The organism is Streptomyces sp. CA189 (genome assembly GCF_056428985.1).
In genome coordinates this window covers 42,917-59,974 of the sequence record NZ_JBWJVM010000042.1, presented here as the reverse complement: position 1 = coordinate 59,974, position 17,058 = coordinate 42,917, and the positions used below count along the sequence as shown (strand labels likewise).

Sequence of the window (17,058 nt, the reverse complement as noted above, 5' to 3'; positions counted from 1 at the left end):
AACGGGCCCGCGTGCCTGGCGGCACGTGCCCATGAGCCTGCGACACGGACTCAGAGGCTGTCGAGGGCCTTGATGTACTCGTTCAGGTCACGCGCGTCGGGCAGCCCGTTGACGACGCTCCAGCGCACGATGCCGTCGCGGTCGATGACGAAGGTGCCGCGCACCGCGCAGCCCTTCTCCTCGTCGAAGACCCCGTAGGCGCGGGAGGCCTCGCCGTGCGGCCAGAAGTCCGACAGCAGCGGGTACTCCAGCCCCTCCTGCTCCCCGAACACGCGCAGGGTCGGTACGGAGTCGTTGGAGACCGCGAGGAGCTGCACGTCGTCGTTCTGGAAGCGCGGCAGCTGGTCGCGCAGCTCGCAGAGCTCGCCGGTGCAGACGCCGGTGAAGGCGAAGGGGTAGAAGAGCAGCACGACGGCCTTCTCCCCCCGGAAGTCGGAGAGCCGCACGACCCTGCCGTGGTTGTCCTTGAGCTCGAAGTCCGGGGCCTTGCTGCCGACCTCGATCGCCATCTGTCGCATCCCTTCGTCCCGCATCCCTGCGTTGGGCTGTTCGGGTGATCTCACCTTATGGGTCCCGCGCCTGCGGGGCCCCCGCGCGTCCGGCCCGGTCCGCCCGCGAAACGCACGCACCCCGCCCACCGGGAAGCATCCGGCGAACGGGGTGCGTGTGTCCGCATGGCTGCGGGGCGCGGCTCAGCGCTTGGACTTGGCCGTCTTCGGAGTCACCAGCTTGGTGGCGGTCCACTCCTTGCCGACGGGGAGACCCTTGGCCAGCGAGAGGCCGGCGGTCTCGGCGGCCTCGCTGATGTCGCTGGCCTCGACAAAACCGTCCTTGCCGGTCTTGGGGGTCACCAGCAGGATCAGTGCGCCGTCCTCGACCAAGTCGGTCGCGTCGACCAGGGCGTCCGTCAGGTCGCCGTCGTCCTCCCGGAACCACAGCAGAACCGCGTCTGCGACATCGTCGTAGTCCTCATCGACGAGTTCGGTGACGTGATCCTCTAGGGCATCACGGAATTCCTGATCGACGTCGTCGTCGTAGCCGATCTCCTGGACCACCTGTTCGGACTGGAAACCCAGCCTGGCGGCCAGGTTCTCCGCGTGGTCCGCGGTCGCGCTCACGGGGTGCCTCCTGCTCATGTTCGGTGAATGTTCTTCGGCGGCGCGCGTACGCGCAGCATTGGGCGTAGTCCACACGGGCGCGGCGGATCGCGCAAGTACCCGGCCGCCGAGACCGTCGAAACGGTGACGATTGCGGCCGTCTCGCCGCAACTTTCAGCCCTTCCGCATGTACCCCTGGTGATTCATCCCACACCATTCCACCTCATTCGGCACGGCCTCGGGACTTTCGCACCTGTTTGAGGGACGAACGGCCTTGCGAAGGGGTTGATCGACATGGGCGTAAGGTTGCGGTTTGGGCGTTGTCGTCGCCACAGCCAGCACAATCCCGCCACCTCCAGGGATTACCCAACGGTAAAGATGACGATTTCTGCCGAGCGTAAGACCATGGGAGGCGGCGAACCCCAAGGCACGACTCCCCCGACAGCGAAGGAACAGCGTGGCTTCCGCATCCGATCGCAATCCGATCATCATTGGTGGCCTGCCGAGTCAGGTACCGGACTTCGATCCGGAAGAGACGCAGGAGTGGCTCGACTCCCTGGACGCCGCCGTCGACGAGCGGGGCCGTGAGCGCGCCCGCTACCTGATGCTGCGGCTGATGGAGCGGGCCCGCGAGAAGCGCGTGGCCGTGCCCGAGATGCGCTCCACGGACTACGTCAACACGATCGCCACCAAGGACGAGCCCTTCTTCCCCGGCAACGAGGAGATCGAGCGCAAGGTCCTCAACGCCACCCGGTGGAACGCGGCCGTCATGGTGTCGCGCGCCCAGCGCCCGGGGATCGGCGTCGGCGGTCACATCGCCACCTTCGCCTCTTCCGCCTCCCTCTACGACGTGGGCTTCAACCACTTCTTCCGGGGCAAGGACGAGGGCGACGGCGGCGACCAGATCTTCTTCCAGGGCCACGCCTCGCCCGGTATCTACGCCCGCGCCTACCTCCTGGACCGGCTCTCCGAGCAGCAGCTCGACGCGTTCCGCCAGGAGAAGTCGAAGGCCCCGTACGGCCTCTCCAGCTACCCGCACCCGCGGCTCATGCCGGACTTCTGGGAGTTCCCGACCGTCTCGATGGGCCTCGGCCCGCTCGGCGCGATCTACCAGGCCCGGATGAACCGGTACATGGAGGCCCGCGGCATCGCGGACACGTCCAAGTCACACGTTTGGGCGTACCTCGGCGACGGCGAGATGGACGAGCCGGAGTCGCTCGGCCAGCTCTCCATCGCGGCCCGCGAACACCTCGACAACCTGACCTTCGTCGTCAACTGCAACCTGCAGCGCCTCGACGGCCCGGTCCGCGGCAACGGCAAGATCATGCAGGAGCTGGAGTCGCAGTTCCGCGGCGCCGGCTGGAACGTCATCAAGCTGATCTGGGACCGCTCCTGGGACCCGCTGCTGGCCCAGGACCGCGACGGCATCCTGGTCAACAAGATGAACACCACCCCGGACGGGCAGTTCCAGACGTACGCCACCGAATCGGGTGCGTACATCCGTGAGCACTTCTTCGGCGGGGACCACCGGCTGCGCGCGATGGTCGAGAACATGACCGACCAGCAGATCCAGCACCTGGGCCGCGGCGGCCACGACCACAAGAAGGTCTACGCGGCGTACGCGGCGGCCAAGGCCCACAAGGGCCAGCCGACGGTGATCCTCGCGCAGACGGTCAAGGGCTGGACCCTCGGCCCGAACTTCGAGGGCCGCAACGCGACCCACCAGATGAAGAAGCTGACGGCCGACGACCTCAAGCGCTTCCGCGACCGCCTGCACATCCCGATCACGGACGCCCAGCTGGAGGACGGCGCGCCGCCGTACTACCACCCGGGCCGCAACTCCCCCGAGATCCAGTACATGCACGACCGCCGCAGCGCCCTCGGCGGCTACGTGCCGACCCGCGTGGTGCGCGCGAAGCCGCTGCAGCTCCCGGGCGACGCCACGTACGCGGCCGCCAAGAAGGGCTCGGGCCAGCAGTCGATCGCCACCACCATGGCCTTCGTCCGCATCCTGAAGGACCTCATGCGGGACAAGGAGATCGGCAAGCGCTTCGTGCTGATCGCCCCCGACGAGTACCGCACCTTCGGCATGGACGCGTTCTTCCCGAGCGCCAAGATCTACAACCCGCTGGGCCAGCAGTACGAGGCGGTCGACCGCGACCTGCTGCTCGCGTACAAGGAGTCGCCGACCGGCCAGATGCTGCACGACGGCATCTCGGAGGCTGGCTGCACGGCCTCGCTGATCGCCGCGGGTTCGGCGTACGCGACGCACGGCGAGCCGCTGATCCCGGTCTACGTCTTCTACTCGATGTTCGGATTCCAGCGCACGGGTGACCAGTTCTGGCAGATGGCGGACCAGCTGGCGCGCGGTTTCGTCCTCGGCGCGACCGCCGGCCGGACCACCCTGACGGGTGAGGGCCTGCAGCACGCCGACGGCCATTCGCAGCTGCTGGCCTCGACGAACCCGGGCTGTGTGGCGTACGACCCGGCGTACGGGTACGAGATCGCGCACATCGTCAAGGACGGTCTGCGGCGGATGTACGGCCCCGACGCCGAGGACGTCTTCTACTACCTGACGGTCTACAACGAGCCCATCCAGCACCCGGCCGAGCCGGCCGGCGTGGACGTGGACGGCATCCTGCGCGGCATCCACCGGATCTCGGAGGGCACCTCCGGATCCATCGGCGCCCAGATCATGGCTTCGGGCGTGGCGGTGCCGTGGGCGCTGGAGGCGCAGCGGATCCTGGCCGCCGAGTGGAACGTCAAGGCGGACGTCTGGTCGGCCACCTCCTGGAACGAGCTGCGCCGCGATGCCGTCGCCGTGGAGGAGCACAACCTGCTCCACCCGGAGGAGGAGCAGCGCGTCCCGTACGTGACGAGCAAGCTGTCCGGCGCGGAGGGTCCGTTCGTGGCGGTCTCCGACTGGATGCGGGCGGTCCCGGACCAGATCTCGCGCTGGGTGCCCGGCCCGTACACCTCGCTGGGCGCGGACGGCTTCGGCTTCGCGGACACGCGGGGCGCGGCCCGGCGCTTCTTCCACATCGACGCGCAGTCGGTGGTCCTCTCGGTGCTGACCGAGCTGGCCAAGGAAGGCAAGATCGACCGCTCGGCGCTGAAGCAGGCGATCGACCGCTACCAGCTGCTGGACGTCCGGGCGGCCGACCCGGGCGCGGCGGGCGGCGACGCGTAGCAGTCGCCTTTGCGTGCGAGGGCGCCGGGACACCTGTCCCGGCGCCCTTACTCGTTCCTTACGATGCTCCCCATGAAGCAACCCTCACCCCAGGCGCGGTGGGAGCGCCGGACGCAGACCCCGCTGCTGGTGCTCGCCCTGGGCTTCGCCGTGGCCTACGCGGTGCCCATCGTCCTGCCCGACGCGAGCCCGGCGGTGCACCGTGCCTGCAGGCACGCCGAGTGGGTGGTGTGGGCCGCCTTCGCCGCCGACTACCTGGTGCGGCTGGGCCTGGCGCATTCGAAGAGGGCCTTCGTACGGACCCACTGGCTGGACCTGGCGGCGGTACTGCTGCCGCTGGTCCAGCCGCTGCGGCTGCTGCGGGTGGTCTCCACCCTGTTGCTGATGGGCCGGCGGGCGCGGATGGCCCCGCAGATCCGGCTCACCACGTACGTGGCGGGCTCGGTGGTCGGGCTGCTGATGTTCGGCTCGCTCGCGGTGCTGAGCGTGGAGCGGGAGGCCCCCGACGGCAACATCAAGAACCTCGGGGACGCCCTGTGGTGGTCGGTGACCACGATGACGACGGTCGGGTACGGGGACCACTCCCCCACCACCGGACTCGGACGGCTGCTGGCGGTGGGGCTGATGCTGTCCGGGATCGCGCTGCTGGGTGTGGTGACCGCCAACATCGCGGCCTGGTTCATCTCCCGCTTCGAGCGCGACGACCAGGTGGAGCGCGCCCAGACGGCGGCGATCTCCGAACTGACGGCGGAGGTACGGGCGCTGCGCGGCGAGGTCGCCCGGCTCGGCGGGATCCCGCAGCCCGCCGGGCCCGCCCGGGAGCCCGGCCCGGGCGCGGGCATCGGCGCCCAGGGCGGGCCGGTCCAGGCGGGCGGCGGGGCCGTCAGCGCTCCCACACCTTGAACGCCCTGACCTGGTAGGGCGACTGGGGCAGCCACACGCCGTCGCCCGGGTAGGTCTGGAACTCGCCGGTCTCGGCGCACTCGGCCGACTGGTAGGTGGTGACCGGGCGGCCGGTCCGGTTCGTGAGGGACTGCGCGGTGGTCCCGGCGGGCAGGGCGGTACAGCTGTTGATGTCGAGGGTGCTGAGCTCGTGCGTGGTGCGGGCGCCCTTGAACTCGGGCTTCGCCCACAGGCACAGCTGCCCGGTGGCGCACGCCCCGAGCGCCGGCGGCCCGGCGGCCCGCCCCCGAGCCCGCCCGGAACCCCGGGCCGCAGCGGGAGCATCAGCCGGGGTCGGGGCCTGCGCCTGGGCCTGCGCCGGTGTGCGGCCCGGGGCGCGGCCGGCCGCGTGGGCGGATTCCGCGGTGCCCGGGATCAGCAGGGTGGCGGCGAGCACCGTGGCCGTGGCGGCGGTGCGCCCGGAGAAAGTGGTGTTCCACGTACGCATGACGGGTCAACTCCTGGTGGACGTACGGGCCCCGGACCGTTTCCGAAGGCTCCGTCGACACCACGCTGACCTGCGCGGACGTCCCGGCGGAAGGGGCCGCGAGCGGGTCCACCCGGATAGGCGACAGCCCCGCCGGAACCGTCCGACGGGGCTGTCGCGGCCCTGGAGTTGACGCCTCCGCGGGCTCCACGACCGCCGCGGCCGCCCGGCCGGCGGCACAGAACCAGCGGGGCACTGTGTCCGGTCGGGCGGCCGGGGCGGGGCTAGATGTGGGCCGCGCCCGCCCCCGCCGCCGCGTTCGCGCCGCGCTTCGTGAAGCCGGCCACGACCGCGGCGAGTACTGCGACCACGCCCGCGACGGTGAAGGCCGTGCTCATCCCTGACACGAACGTGTCGTGCGCGACCCCCGTGATGGGCTGCGCAAGCTGTTCCGAGGCGCTGGGCGGGACCCGGGGCGACCGCCTCAGCCGCGCCCCCAACGACCGGGGTGTTCCCTGGGCAGTTCCGCGACGATCCTCGGATCGACTGGTCACTCATTCGGGTAGGGCGTAGACGTTCGGAGGACCGGTGAGAGCCGCGGTTCTACGTTGGTGTGGTGACGGCATCGGGGGCAGCGACAGCGGGGGAAGCCGGGTGTGCCCGGTTCACCTACCGGCTTCGCGTGTCGTCCACTGCGCTTGCCGCGCTGGTGGCGGAGTGGGACCGGTGCCGGTGGATCTGGAACGAGTGCGTGGCCAAGTCGAAGCAGGTCCACGCCGCAAACCAGGTCCACCTTGAGGGCGTGGAGAAGCGGACGTGTGGTCCGGCGGAGCTCGACCGGATGCTGACCGAGGCCCGTGCCCACACTTTGTGGTTGCGGGAGGGAGCGAGTGTTCCACAGCAGCAGTTGGTACGGGATTTCGGGAAGTCCCGGGCGAAGGCGCAGAAGGACATCAAGGGCCGGGTGCCGGTGCGGCAGCGGGCCGGTATGCCTCGCTGGAAGAGGAAACGCGATACGGATCCGAGCCTGAACTACACGAAGCGCGGCTTCCGGCTCAAGGGCGGCCGTCTGCATGTAGCAGGCGGGATCGCTGACGGTGGTGTGGTCACGAGATCTTCCTGCCGATCCGTCGTCGGTACGGGTCTACCGGGACCGTCTCGGCCATTGGTACTGCTCGTTCGTCGTCCCCGTCCCTACCGAGCACCTGCCCGCGACTGGCACGGTGATCGGGATCGACTGGGGCGTCACGGAGACCGCTACGACCACCAGTGACGCCCATGATCTCCAGCACCCGGAACACGGCCGGCAGGCCGCCGCGAGGCTGGCCCGGTACCAGCGGATGATGGCCCGCCGCCGCGCGCCCAAGGGCAAGAAGCAGTCCAAGGGCTACCGGGAGGCCCGGCGGCAGGCCGCGAAGCTCCACAAGAAGATCAGCAGGCAGCGGCAGGACACCGCCCGCAAGTGGGCCAAAAGTGTGGTCCGCGATCACGACGCCCTAGCCGTCGAGGATTTCAGCTCGAAGTTCCTCGCCAAGTCCAGCATGGCGAGGAAGGCTGCTGACGCCGCCATCGGGGCCACCAAAGCGGCTCTGGTCGAGATGGGCCGTAAGCACGGCCGTGCCGTGCACCTGGTACATCCCGCGTACACGACTATGGACTGCGCGCAGTGCGGAGCGAGAGCCAAGCACGCACTGCCGCTGGGAGTACGCACCTACACCTGCACCGCCTGCGGAGCCGTGTCCCCACGGGACAAGAACTCCGCACGCGTGATGCTCGTCCGGGCAGGTCTGAACCCGGCCGGCGCTGAGAGCAGAAGACCCGACGAACCGCTGGTTCGTAAGGCAGCTTGAGCCGGAAATCCCCACCCAGCCCCCAGGGGAGAGAATCCACGTCCCTGGGGAGGGGAGCATTCAAAGGTACCCTGACCGCCGTGATGACCGATCAGCGGCCCGCGCCCGCACCGGCCGCCGGACTGCGCGAGCGCAAGAAACAGCGCACGCGCGACGCACTGCTGCGCGCGGCCCTCCTCCTCTTCATCGCCCAGGGGTACGAGGAGACGACCGTCGACGAGATCACCGACGCCGTCGACGTCTCCCAGCGCACCTTCTTCCGGTACTTCGCCAACAAGGAAGAAGTCGCCTTCGCCGTCCAGGACCTGGTCGAATCGCACTTCGTCGCGGCGCTGCGCTCCCGGCCGCCCGCCGAGGGCCCCTTCGAGGCGATGCGCTCGGCCGTGCTCGCCGCCTGGGACACCGTCGACGAGGCCATTTCGGACCTGGTTCCGCTCGACCTGTACATGCGCAGCTACCGGCTGATCGAGTCCACCCCGGCCCTGCTCGCCGTGCACCTGCGCCGCTCCACCGAGCTGGAGGAGCAGATCGCCCGGCTGATAGCCGAGCGCGAGGGCCTGGACGTGGACACCGACCCGCGCCCGCGGGTGGCCGTCGCCGCGTTCACGGGCGTGATGCGCGTCACCGGCCGGCTCTGGGGGCAGGGCGAGGACACCAGCGTGGCCACCATCCGGCGGATGACCGAGGTCTACCTCGACCAGATCGGCCCGGCACTGGCCGCCGACTGGCGCCGACCCGCCTGACCGGCGCGGTCGCCTCCCGGCCGGGCGCAGGTCCCGTACGGGCACGGGCGCCCGCGCCCGCGGGTCCCGTACGGGCGTACCCGCCGGCGGGGCGTCCCACGGTCGGCGGTGACTCCCGTCACCCGGCGCGCAGGCAGCCGCCGAGGTCTCCTAGGCTGGGCGCAGTGAACCTGCCCGGCCCCGCCCACGCCCACTCCGCCGACGCCCCCGCGCGCCCGGCCGCCCTGCGCGCCCTGCTCGCGCTGGCGGTGGTCTTCCTGATGCTGACGACCACGGGCTGGACGGCCGTCTACCGGCCCGCGAGCGGCCCGTCCCCGCGCGAGGCCGCGCTCGCCTCCTGGTCCGGGGCCCGCTTCGAAGGCCGGGCCCTGCCCGCCGCCGATGCCCCGGCGTCGGTGGTGGCACGTTTCTTCGCGAGCCTCGACGGCGCCCAGCGCGCCCGGCTCGCCGAGGGGCACCCGCTGGTGGTCGGCAATCTCGACGGCGCGCCGCCGACCGTCCGCTACCGGGCCAACCGGATGGCCCTGCAGCAGGCCGCGCGGGTCGAGGAGACCCGTGCGCACGACATCGCGCTGGCCCCCGCCGACCGCGCCACCGCCGCCCGGCGCGCCCACCGCTTCGCGTCCCTCGCCGAGCCCGGCCGGCAGATCCTCGTCTTCGACCCCACCGGCGGCGCCCTCGCCGCCGAGGTCTTCGGCGACCTCGGCGAGGCCCGCCGGATCTCGGTGATCGTCCCCGGGGTCGACACCGACGCGCTCACCTTCGAGCGCACCGAGCGCCGGCTGACCGCCCCCGTCGGCATGGCGGAGTCCCTGTACGAGGCCGAGCGGGCGGCCGCCCCGGGCGGCCGGACCGCGGTCATCGCCTGGGCCGGCTACACGGCCCCGACCGGTGTCGGCATGGACGCGGTGACCGGCCGGCTGGCCGTGGACGGCGCGGCCCGGCTGCGCTCGCTGACCTCCGCGCTGCCCGGGCAGGCGAGCGTGGCGCTGTTCTGCCACAGCTACGGATCGGTGGTGTGCGGGGTTGCCGCGCACGAACTGCCGCGCCGGGTCACGGACATCGTGGTGGCGGGCAGCCCCGGGATGCGCGCGGAGAACGCCGCCGAGCTGGGCACCTCGGCGCGGGTGTGGGCGATGCGGGACGCCGGTGACTGGATCGCCGACGTGCCCCACCTGGAGTTCGGGGGTCTGGGCCACGGCGCGGATCCGGTCTCCGAGGAGTTCGGCGCACGGGTCCTGTCGGCGGCCGGAGCCAAGAGCCACACCGGCTACTTCGAGCCAGGGACCGAATCCCTGGACAACTTCGCCCGTATCGGAACCGGTGCGTTCGGTTCCACGGTGTGCGCCGCCGGGGACGACACCTGCCGGCGCGGAACATCCGGGCCGGACGGTTCCTGACCCGCCCGGCCGACCCGAAATCGGACCTCACAGCAGGGGGACGCACGGGGGTGCGTCCCTTTACGATGTGCCGCATGGGTGACGTACTGGCCGGAAACCATGCCGTCTGGGAGTTCGACCGCACCACGAACTCGCTCATCATCCGCTTCGCACGGGGGTTGCGAACGCCCAGACTCTGGCACGCCCTGGGGGAACGCCGGATTCCCCTCGAAGCGTTGTCCGGGGTGGGCCTGACCGTGGGACGGCGGGACGCCCTGGTGCTGCACGCCCGCGTACGGGCCGGAGCGGATCCGCTGATGGAGGCCGCGGCCGGGCAGTTGCGGGAAGCCTGCGATCCGTACCGGCTGGTGCTGCCGGGTGGCGGCGCCGGCGCCGGGCGGGTGGCGGCCTTCGCCGAGACCCTGCGCGAGCGGCTGGGGCCGGCCGGGCCGGCCGAGCGGTTCCTGGTCTCCGCCCCGGAGCCGCCGGCCACGCTGAAGGCGTACGACGCCCGGCTCGCCTTCGACGGCGGGTCCGTCACCTTCCACTGGTCGCGGACCGGGGCCACCAGCGCCAAGTGGAAGGCGGGCGACCAGCGGTATCCGCTGGCCGCCCTGGCCGGGCTGGTCTGGCACTCCCCGGAACGGTCCGGCGGGCACCTGCGGCTGTTGCCCCGCGAGGGCCCCGGTGATCCCCGGCCGGACCACGATCTCGCCTCCGCGGTCTTCGGCGTGGGGTACGGAGCCGTGCACGAGTCGCTGCCGTTCGCGGCGGCGGTGCTCACCGCTCTGCGGGCGCGGGCGCCGGTCGCCTCCGGCGCGGTGGGGGCTCGTGTGCCCGGGCCCCGGGAGTGGGAGCGGATCCAGCACCTCGCCGAGCTGCACAGTGCGGGGCTGCTCACGGATGCGGAGTACCGGGCCCTGCGGGACCGCTTCACGGCCGGAGCCTGACCCTGCGGGGCGTCGGCCGGCCCTGCGGGGCTGTCCCCTACCCTCCCTTCCACCGTTCGAGGCTGGATTTGGCTGACGCCCGTCCTACCCCTCGCGGGCCGCCGAGGTGGCGCTCATGTCGGCGTAGCGGTCGCCCGCCACCCGGGCTGCGATCGGGTCCAGGAGGGACAGTTCGGCGGTCGTCAGCGTGATGCGGGTCGCCGCCGTGTTCTCCGTGAGGCGGGAGGGCTTGCGGGTGCCCGGGATCGGGACGACCGTCAGGCCGTGCACCGCCGCCCGCTGGTGCACCCACGCCAGGGCGATCTGGGCCGGCGTGGCCCCGCGGGCCGCCGCGATCTCCCGTACCGGCGCCAGCAGCGCCCCGTTGGCCTTCGCGTTGTCCCCCGTGAAACGGGGCTGGTACTGCCGGAAGTCACCGGCCGTCAGCTCCGCCGACGCGTCCGCGAACGCGCCGGTCAGGAAGCCGCGCCCGAGCGGGGAGTACGGCACGACGGCCACGCCCAGCTCCGCCGCCGCGCCCACCGCGCTGCGCTCCACGTCCCGGCTGAACAGCGACCACTCCGACTGGAGCGCCGCGATCGGGTGCACCGCGTGCGCCTCGCGCAGCTCGGCGCCGGTCACCTCGCTGAGCCCGAGGTGGCGCACCTTGCCCTCCCGCACCAACTCCGCCATCGCGCCCACCGATTCGGCGAGCGGCACGGCCGGATCGCGCCGGTGCATGTAGTAGAGGTCGATCACCTCGGTGCCCAGCCTGCGCAGACTGTCCTCCACCGCGCCGCGGACGTACGCGCGGTCGTTGCGGACCCCCCGGTACACCGGGTCGTCCGTCCGCTCGATGGCGAACTTCGTGGCGAGGGTGATCCGGTCGCGGTGCGCGGCCACGAACGGCGAGAGGAACTCCTCGTTGGCGCCCCGCCCGTAGACGTCGGCGGTGTCGAAGAGGGTGACCCCGGCGGCCAGCGCCGCGTCCAGGGTCCGCCGGGCGGCCGCCTCGTCCGTGTCCCCGTAGAACTCGCTCATGCCCATGCAGCCGAGCCCCTGGACGCCCACCAGCGGGCCGCCCCGGCCCAGTTCGACCTGCTCGATCCCCACCGTCTCGATCCCCACCGTCTCGATCCTCACCGTGTTCCCGGTCATGTCCGGTCTGCCTCTCCCGCGACGGTCGCGCACATCGCATACGTATCGATCTTGTAGTCCAGCACTGCGAGCGCGTCCGTCAGCTCCGTGATCCGCGTCCGCACCTCGTCGCGCGTCCGCTCCAGCAGTGCGCGCCGGTCGGCGGCGGTGTGCGGGCCCTCACGGACGAGTTCGGCGTACCGGACCATGTCCGCCACCGACATTCCCGTGGTGCGCAACTTGCCGACGAAGGCCAGCCAGTCGAGGTCCTTGTCGGTGAAGCGCCGCTGACCCGAGTGGGAGCGGTCCACGTGCGGCATGAGGCCGATCCGCTCGTACCAGCGCAAGGTGTGCTGGGTCAGACCGGTCCGGGCCTCGACCTCGCTGATCGTGTACCGCGTCCGTGTCTGCAGTGGGCTCTCGGTCGGGCTCATGGCTCCACGCTAAATCCTTGGAGTGCACTCCAAGCAAGTACCCTCGGCCGCATGGAGAGCTTGCAGAGTCTGCGCATCATCGAGAGCTGGCCGGTCCCGACCGCCGCCGCGGCCGTCGTCGACGCCGACGGGACGGTGCTCGCCGCCCACGGACCGGTGGACCACCGCTTCCCGCTGGCCTCCGTCACCAAGCCGCTCGCCGCGTACGCCGCCCTCGTCGCCTACGAGGAGGGCGCGATCGAGCTGGACGAGCCGGCCGGGCCCGAGGGCTCCACCGTGCGCCACCTGCTCGCCCACACCAGTGGCCTGGCCTTCGACGAGCACCGGGTGACGGCCCCTCCCGGGCAGCGCCGGCTGTACTCGAACGCCGGTTTCGAGGAGCTCGGCGACCACATCGCGAAGGCCACCGGCATCCCCTTCGCCGCGTACCTGGCGGAGGCCGTCTTCGAGCCGCTGGGCATGGCGTCGAGCAGCCTGGAGGGCTCGCCCGCCAAGGACGGCGTCTCCACCGTCTCCGACCTCGTGCGCTTCGCCGCCGAACTCCAGCAGCCCCGGTTGCTGGACGTCCGTACCGTCGCCGAGGCCACCTCCGTGGTCCACCCCGGCCTCAAGGGCGTCCTGCCCGGCTACGGCCACCAGTCCCCCAACGACTGGGGGCTCGGCATGGAGATCCGCGACGGGAAGGCCCCGCACTGGACGGGCGCCGGTTCCTCGCCGCGCACCTTCGGGCACTTCGGGCAGTCCGGGACCTTCCTGTGGGTGGACCCGGACGCCCGCGCCGCCTGCGTGGCGCTGACGGACCGCGCCTTCGGGCCGTGGGCCGTGGAGGCCTGGCCCCCGTTCACCGACGCGGTGCTCGCGGAGCTCAGGACCCGCTGAGGCCCCTGCGGCCACCCCCTACGGGGCCCCTCCTACGAGAACTCCCAGATCAGCACCTCGGCCGGGGATCCGGCGACCAGCTCCAGCTCCGGCTCGCCGGTGATCCGCGCCGAGTCCCCGGGGCTGAGCTCGTCGCCATCCACGCCGTCCAGCCGCAGGTCTCCCCGTACGACGTGCAGGTACACCCGCCCTGCGGCCGGTACGGCGACCCGCTCGCCCGCGCCCGGACGCCGTACGTGCAGGACGGCCCCGGCCGCGGGCACGGCGTAGGGCGTGCTGTCGGCGATCCCCCTGACCAGCGTGTACGAGGGCTCCCCGGCCGGATCGGCGGGGGCCAGCCACATCTGGACGAAGCACAGCGGCCCGGGTCCGTCGTTGCGTTCCACGTGCCGGGTGCCGGACGCCGCGCCGAGGTGCTGTACGTCACCGGGCCGCACCAGGGTTTCGGCGCCCGTGGCGTCCCGGTGGGTGAGCTCGCCCTCGGCCACCCAGGTCACGATCTCGGTGTGGCTGTGGGGGTGTTCGTCGAAGCCCGCGCCGGCGGCGAGGCTCTCCTCGTTGCACGCCAGGACCGGGCCGAACCGCAGGTTCTCGGGGTCGTAGTGCGGGCCGAAGGAGAAGGCGTGCCGGGTGGTGATCCCGGAGTGGGGTTCCCCGCCCGCGTACCGGTCGGAGCCTCGGCGTACATCAATCATGGGGGCCACCGTAGCCCCCGGGGCGCGGCCCGGGATGAGACCGGACTCCGCGCAGCGGTCCCGATAAGGCAGTCTTGTCACGTGCCCCAACCCGAACGTGAGCATTCACCCGCGGTCCACCCCGCGCATCCGGCTCCGCCCCATCCGCACTCGGCGACGCTGCGACGGCTGGAGAAGTCCTCCGGCCGGCTCGCCGCCAACGCCATCGCGCGCATGGACGAGACGCTGTCGTGGTACCGGGCGATGCCGCCGGAGAACCGGTCCTGGATCGGCCTGGTCGCCCAGGCCGGTATCGCCGCGTTCACCGAGTGGTTCCGGCATCCGGAGACCCCGCAGGCGATCTCCACCGACGTCTTCGGAACGGCTCCGCGCGAGCTGACCCGGGCGATCACCCTGCGCCAGACCGTCGAGATGGTGCGCACCACGATCGAGGTCATGGAGACCGCGATCGACGAGGTAGCGGCGCCCGGCGACGAGTCGATCCTGCGCGAGGCCCTGCTCGTGTACGCCCGGGAGATCGCCTTCGCGACCGCCCAGGTGTACGCCCAGGCCGCCGAGGCGCGCGGTGCCTGGGACGCCCGGCTGGAGTCCCTGGTGGTCAACGCGGTGCTGTCCGGGGAGGCCGACGAGGGTGCGCTGTCCCGGGCCGCGGCCCTCGGCTGGAACTCCCCCGAGCACGTGTGCGTGGTGCTGGGCACGGCTCCGGAGGGCGACAGCGAGCTGACCGTCGAGGCGATCCGACGGGCCGCCCGCCACCACAAGCTGCAGGTGCTCACCGGTGTGCTGGGCGACCGGCTCGTGGTCATCGCGGGTGGCAGCGACAACCCGATGCAGGTGGCGAAGTCGCTGATCGGGCCGTTCGCGGCGGGTGCGGTGGTCGCCGGACCGGTGGTCCCGGACCTGCTGAACGCCACGAAATCGGCACAGGCCGCCGCGGCCGGACTCAAGGCCTGTACGGCCTGGCAGGACGCTCCGAGGCCGGTCCTCGCGGACGATCTCCTGCCCGAACGCGCGATCGCCTCCGACCCTTCGGCCCGCGAGCAGTTGGTGGAGGAGATCTACAGACCGCTCGAAGAGGCCGGATCGGCCCTCCTGGAAACGCTGAGCGTCTACCTGGAGCAGGCGAGCAGCCTGGAAGGCGCGGCTCGGATGCTGTTCGTGCACCCGAACACCGTGCGCTACCGGCTGCGACGTGTGACAGACGTCACCGGCTGGTCGCCCTCGGATGTCCGCTCCGCGTTCACGCTGCGGATCGCCCTGATCCTCGGGCGTCTGGCCGACGGCGATCCTCAGTCCTAAGCTTTTGTCGGACATCAACAATTACCCCGATGGTTCTTCGTCCCTGTCCCCACGGGCGGCGCGGACCGAACACAAGAGAGAGTGTGAGGGTGCTCGTACTCGTCGCTCCCGGCCAAGGCGCACAGACGCCCGGCTTCCTGACTCCCTGGCTCGAACTGCCCGGCGCCGCTGACCGCGTCGCCGGCTGGTCGGACGCCATCGGGCTCGACCTTGCCCACTACGGCACGAAGGCCGACGCGGACGAGATCCGCGACACGGCCGTCGCACAGCCCCTGCTGGTGGCCGCCGGCCTGCTCGCCGCGGCCGAGCTGACCGCCGTCCCCGCGATCGGCCCCACCGCCTTCGGCGCCGTGGCGGGCCACAGCGTCGGCGAGATCACCGCCGCCGCGTACGCCGGAGTCCTGTCCGACACGGACGCGCTGTCCTTCGTACGCACCCGCGGGCTCGCCATGGCCGAGGCCGCGGGGATCACCGCGACGGGCATGGCCGCCGTCCTCGGCGGGGACCCGGACGTGGTCGTCGCGCACCTGGAGAAGCTGGGTCTGACCCCGGCGAACGTGAACGGCGCGGGCCAGATCGTGGCCGCGGGGACCATGGAGCAGATCGCGGCCCTGGAGGCCGAGAAGCCCGAGGGTTCCATGAAGGTCGTCGCCCTCAAGGTCGCGGGCGCCTTCCACACGCACCACATGGCTCCGGCGGTCGCCGGTCTGGAGAAGGCCGCGGCGGCCCTCTCCCCGGCCGACCCGGCGCTGACGTACGTATCGAACAAGGACGGTCAGGTCGTGACCACGGGCGCCGATGTCGTCGCCCGGCTGGTGGGCCAGGTGGCCAATCCGGTCCGCTGGGACCTGTGCATGGAGACGTTCGCCGCGCTGGGCGTCACCGGGATCGTAGAGCTGTCCCCCGGTGGCACCCTGACGGGTCTGGCCAAGCGCGCGCTGAAGGGCGTACCGAGCGTGGCCCTGAAGACCCCGGACGATCTCGAAAAGGCCGCGGCGCTCGTCTCCGAGCACGCGGCCTGAGAGAAGGAGCCCACCTCAGCATGTCGAAGATCAAGCCTGCCAAGGGCTCCCCGTACGCCCGCATCCTCGGTGTCGGCGGCTACCGTCCGATCCGTGTGGTGCCGAACGAGGTCATCCTCGAAACCATCGACTCCTCCGACGAGTGGATCCGCTCCCGTTCCGGTATCGCGACGCGGCACTGGGCCTCGCCGCAGGAGACCGTCGCCGCGATGTCGGTGGAGGCCTCGGGCAAGGCCCTGGCCGCCTCCGGGATCGCTCCGGAGAAGATCGGCGCCGTGATCGTCTCGACGGTGTCGCACTTCAAGCAGACCCCGGCCGTGGCGACCGAGATCGCGCACCGCATCGGCGCGGGCAAGCCCGCCGCCTTCGACATCTCCGCGGGCTGCGCCGGCTTCGGCTACGGCCTGACCCTGGCCAAGGGGCTGGTCGTCGAGGGCTCGGCCGAGTACGTGCTGGTCATCGGCGTGGAGCGGCTCTCGGACCTGACCGACCTGGAGGACCGCGCGACGGCCTTCCTCTTCGGTGACGGCGCGGGCGCCGTGGTCGTCGGCCCCTCGGACGAGCCGGCCATCGGCCCCACCGTGTGGGGTTCGGAGGGCGACAAGTCGGAGACCATCAAGCAGACCGTGCCGTGGGACGAGTACCTCGGCAGGGACGGCGGCGAAAAGTTTCCCGCCATCACGCAGGAGGGCCAGGCGGTCTTCCGCTGGGCCGTCTTCGAGATGGCGAAGGTGGCCCAGCAGGCGCTCGACGCAGCCGGGATCACCGCTGATGACCTGGACGTCTTCATTCCGCACCAGGCGAACATGCGGATCATCGACTCGATGGTGAAGACTCTGAAGCTGCCGGAGCACGTCACGGTCGCCCGTGACATCGAAACCACCGGCAACACCTCGGCCGCCTCGATCCCGCTCGCAATGGAGCGGCTCCTGGCGACCGGTGCGGCGAAGAGCGGCGACACCGCGCTCGTCATCGGCTTCGGGGCGGGGCTCGTCTACGCCGCAACGGTCGTTACCCTCCCCTAGGGCCCGGGAT

The 17,058-nt window shown here is 71.6% G+C and carries 15 protein-coding genes and 2 pseudogenes; 10 read left to right on the top strand and 7 right to left on the bottom strand.

Features of this window, described 5'->3' with window-relative positions; translation table 11 throughout:
• Positions 1-50: 50 nt before the first annotated feature.
• The gene (locus AC061S_RS27165; protein WP_250745560.1) at positions 51-509 is read right to left on the bottom strand and encodes a peroxiredoxin; all 459 of its coding nucleotides are present in this window, start codon (positions 507-509) and stop codon (positions 51-53) included.
• A 183-nt stretch (positions 510-692) separates the two neighbouring features.
• The gene (locus AC061S_RS27160; RefSeq protein ID WP_478688505.1) at positions 693-1,118 is read right to left on the bottom strand and encodes a DUF3052 domain-containing protein; all 426 of its coding nucleotides are present in this window, start codon (positions 1,116-1,118) and stop codon (positions 693-695) included.
• A gap of 436 nt (positions 1,119-1,554) precedes the next feature.
• On the opposite strand from AC061S_RS27160, the gene aceE reads away from it, so the two are divergent.
• Entirely contained in the window at positions 1,555-4,287 is a 2,733-nt protein-coding gene (gene aceE, locus AC061S_RS27155) for a pyruvate dehydrogenase (acetyl-transferring), homodimeric type (protein WP_478688504.1), read from the top strand.
• A 72-nt stretch (positions 4,288-4,359) separates the two neighbouring features.
• Positions 4,360-5,190, top strand: a complete 831-nt coding sequence (locus AC061S_RS27150) for a potassium channel family protein (RefSeq protein WP_478688503.1) — start codon at positions 4,360-4,362, stop codon at positions 5,188-5,190.
• Here AC061S_RS27150 and AC061S_RS27145 read toward each other — a convergent pair.
• Positions 5,171-5,677 carry a peptidase inhibitor family I36 protein gene (locus AC061S_RS27145; protein ID WP_478688502.1) on the bottom strand — a complete coding sequence of 169 codons (507 nt, stop codon included), beginning with the start codon at positions 5,675-5,677 and terminating at the stop codon, positions 5,171-5,173. The two genes, AC061S_RS27150 and AC061S_RS27145, sit on opposite strands and share 20 nt — an antisense overlap.
• Before the next feature lie 263 nt (positions 5,678-5,940).
• Positions 5,941-6,108: pseudogene (locus AC061S_RS27140) on the bottom strand (MFS transporter); the annotation flags it as partial.
• 164 nt (positions 6,109-6,272) lie between these two features.
• On the opposite strand from AC061S_RS27140, the pseudogene AC061S_RS27135 reads away from it, so the two are divergent.
• The 4 genes and pseudogenes from AC061S_RS27135 to AC061S_RS27120 all read left to right on the top strand — a co-directional run bounded on the left by AC061S_RS27135 (position 6,273) and on the right by AC061S_RS27120 (position 10,578).
• A pseudogene (locus AC061S_RS27135) lies at positions 6,273-7,506 on the top strand (RNA-guided endonuclease InsQ/TnpB family protein).
• A gap of 83 nt (positions 7,507-7,589) precedes the next feature.
• Entirely contained in the window at positions 7,590-8,249 is a 660-nt protein-coding gene (locus AC061S_RS27130; RefSeq protein WP_478688521.1) for a TetR/AcrR family transcriptional regulator, read from the top strand.
• A 248-nt stretch (positions 8,250-8,497) separates the two neighbouring features.
• Entirely contained in the window at positions 8,498-9,649 is a 1,152-nt protein-coding gene (locus tag AC061S_RS27125; protein ID WP_478688520.1) for an alpha/beta hydrolase, read from the top strand.
• A 74-nt stretch (positions 9,650-9,723) separates the two neighbouring features.
• Positions 9,724-10,578, top strand: coding sequence for a DUF4429 domain-containing protein (locus AC061S_RS27120; RefSeq protein WP_478688501.1), 855 nt, complete (start codon positions 9,724-9,726; stop codon positions 10,576-10,578).
• Positions 10,579-10,662: 84 nt separating this feature from the next.
• On the opposite strand, the gene AC061S_RS27115 is transcribed toward AC061S_RS27120, so the two are convergent.
• Both AC061S_RS27115 and AC061S_RS27110 read right to left on the bottom strand, forming a co-directional pair.
• Complete coding sequence (locus tag AC061S_RS27115) at positions 10,663-11,715, bottom strand: aldo/keto reductase (protein ID WP_478688500.1); 1,053 nt, start codon at positions 11,713-11,715, stop codon at positions 10,663-10,665.
• A complete protein-coding gene (locus AC061S_RS27110; protein WP_478688499.1) occupies positions 11,712-12,128 on the bottom strand; it encodes a MerR family transcriptional regulator in 417 nt (138 codons plus the stop codon). Before AC061S_RS27110 ends, AC061S_RS27115 begins: the two co-directional genes overlap by 4 nt.
• A gap of 60 nt (positions 12,129-12,188) precedes the next feature.
• On the opposite strand from AC061S_RS27110, the gene AC061S_RS27105 reads away from it, so the two are divergent.
• The gene (locus AC061S_RS27105; protein ID WP_478688519.1) at positions 12,189-13,007 is read left to right on the top strand and encodes a serine hydrolase domain-containing protein; all 819 of its coding nucleotides are present in this window, start codon (positions 12,189-12,191) and stop codon (positions 13,005-13,007) included.
• Between the two features lie 32 nt (positions 13,008-13,039).
• On the opposite strand, the gene AC061S_RS27100 is transcribed toward AC061S_RS27105, so the two are convergent.
• Complete coding sequence (locus AC061S_RS27100) at positions 13,040-13,702, bottom strand: pirin family protein (protein WP_478688498.1); 663 nt, start codon at positions 13,700-13,702, stop codon at positions 13,040-13,042.
• Between the two features lie 81 nt (positions 13,703-13,783).
• On the opposite strand from AC061S_RS27100, the gene AC061S_RS27095 reads away from it, so the two are divergent.
• The 3 genes from AC061S_RS27095 (at position 13,784) to AC061S_RS27085 (ending at position 17,048) form a co-directional block, all read left to right on the top strand.
• Complete coding sequence (locus tag AC061S_RS27095; RefSeq protein ID WP_250745570.1) at positions 13,784-15,001, top strand: PucR family transcriptional regulator; 1,218 nt, start codon at positions 13,784-13,786, stop codon at positions 14,999-15,001.
• Between the two features lie 89 nt (positions 15,002-15,090).
• Positions 15,091-16,023: an ACP S-malonyltransferase gene (locus AC061S_RS27090; protein ID WP_478688497.1), complete on the top strand. Its 933-nt coding sequence runs from the start codon at positions 15,091-15,093 to the stop codon at positions 16,021-16,023.
• A 20-nt stretch (positions 16,024-16,043) separates the two neighbouring features.
• Entirely contained in the window at positions 16,044-17,048 is a 1,005-nt protein-coding gene (locus AC061S_RS27085; RefSeq protein ID WP_478688496.1) for a beta-ketoacyl-ACP synthase 3, read from the top strand.
• The last annotated feature ends 10 nt before the right edge of the window (positions 17,049-17,058 follow it).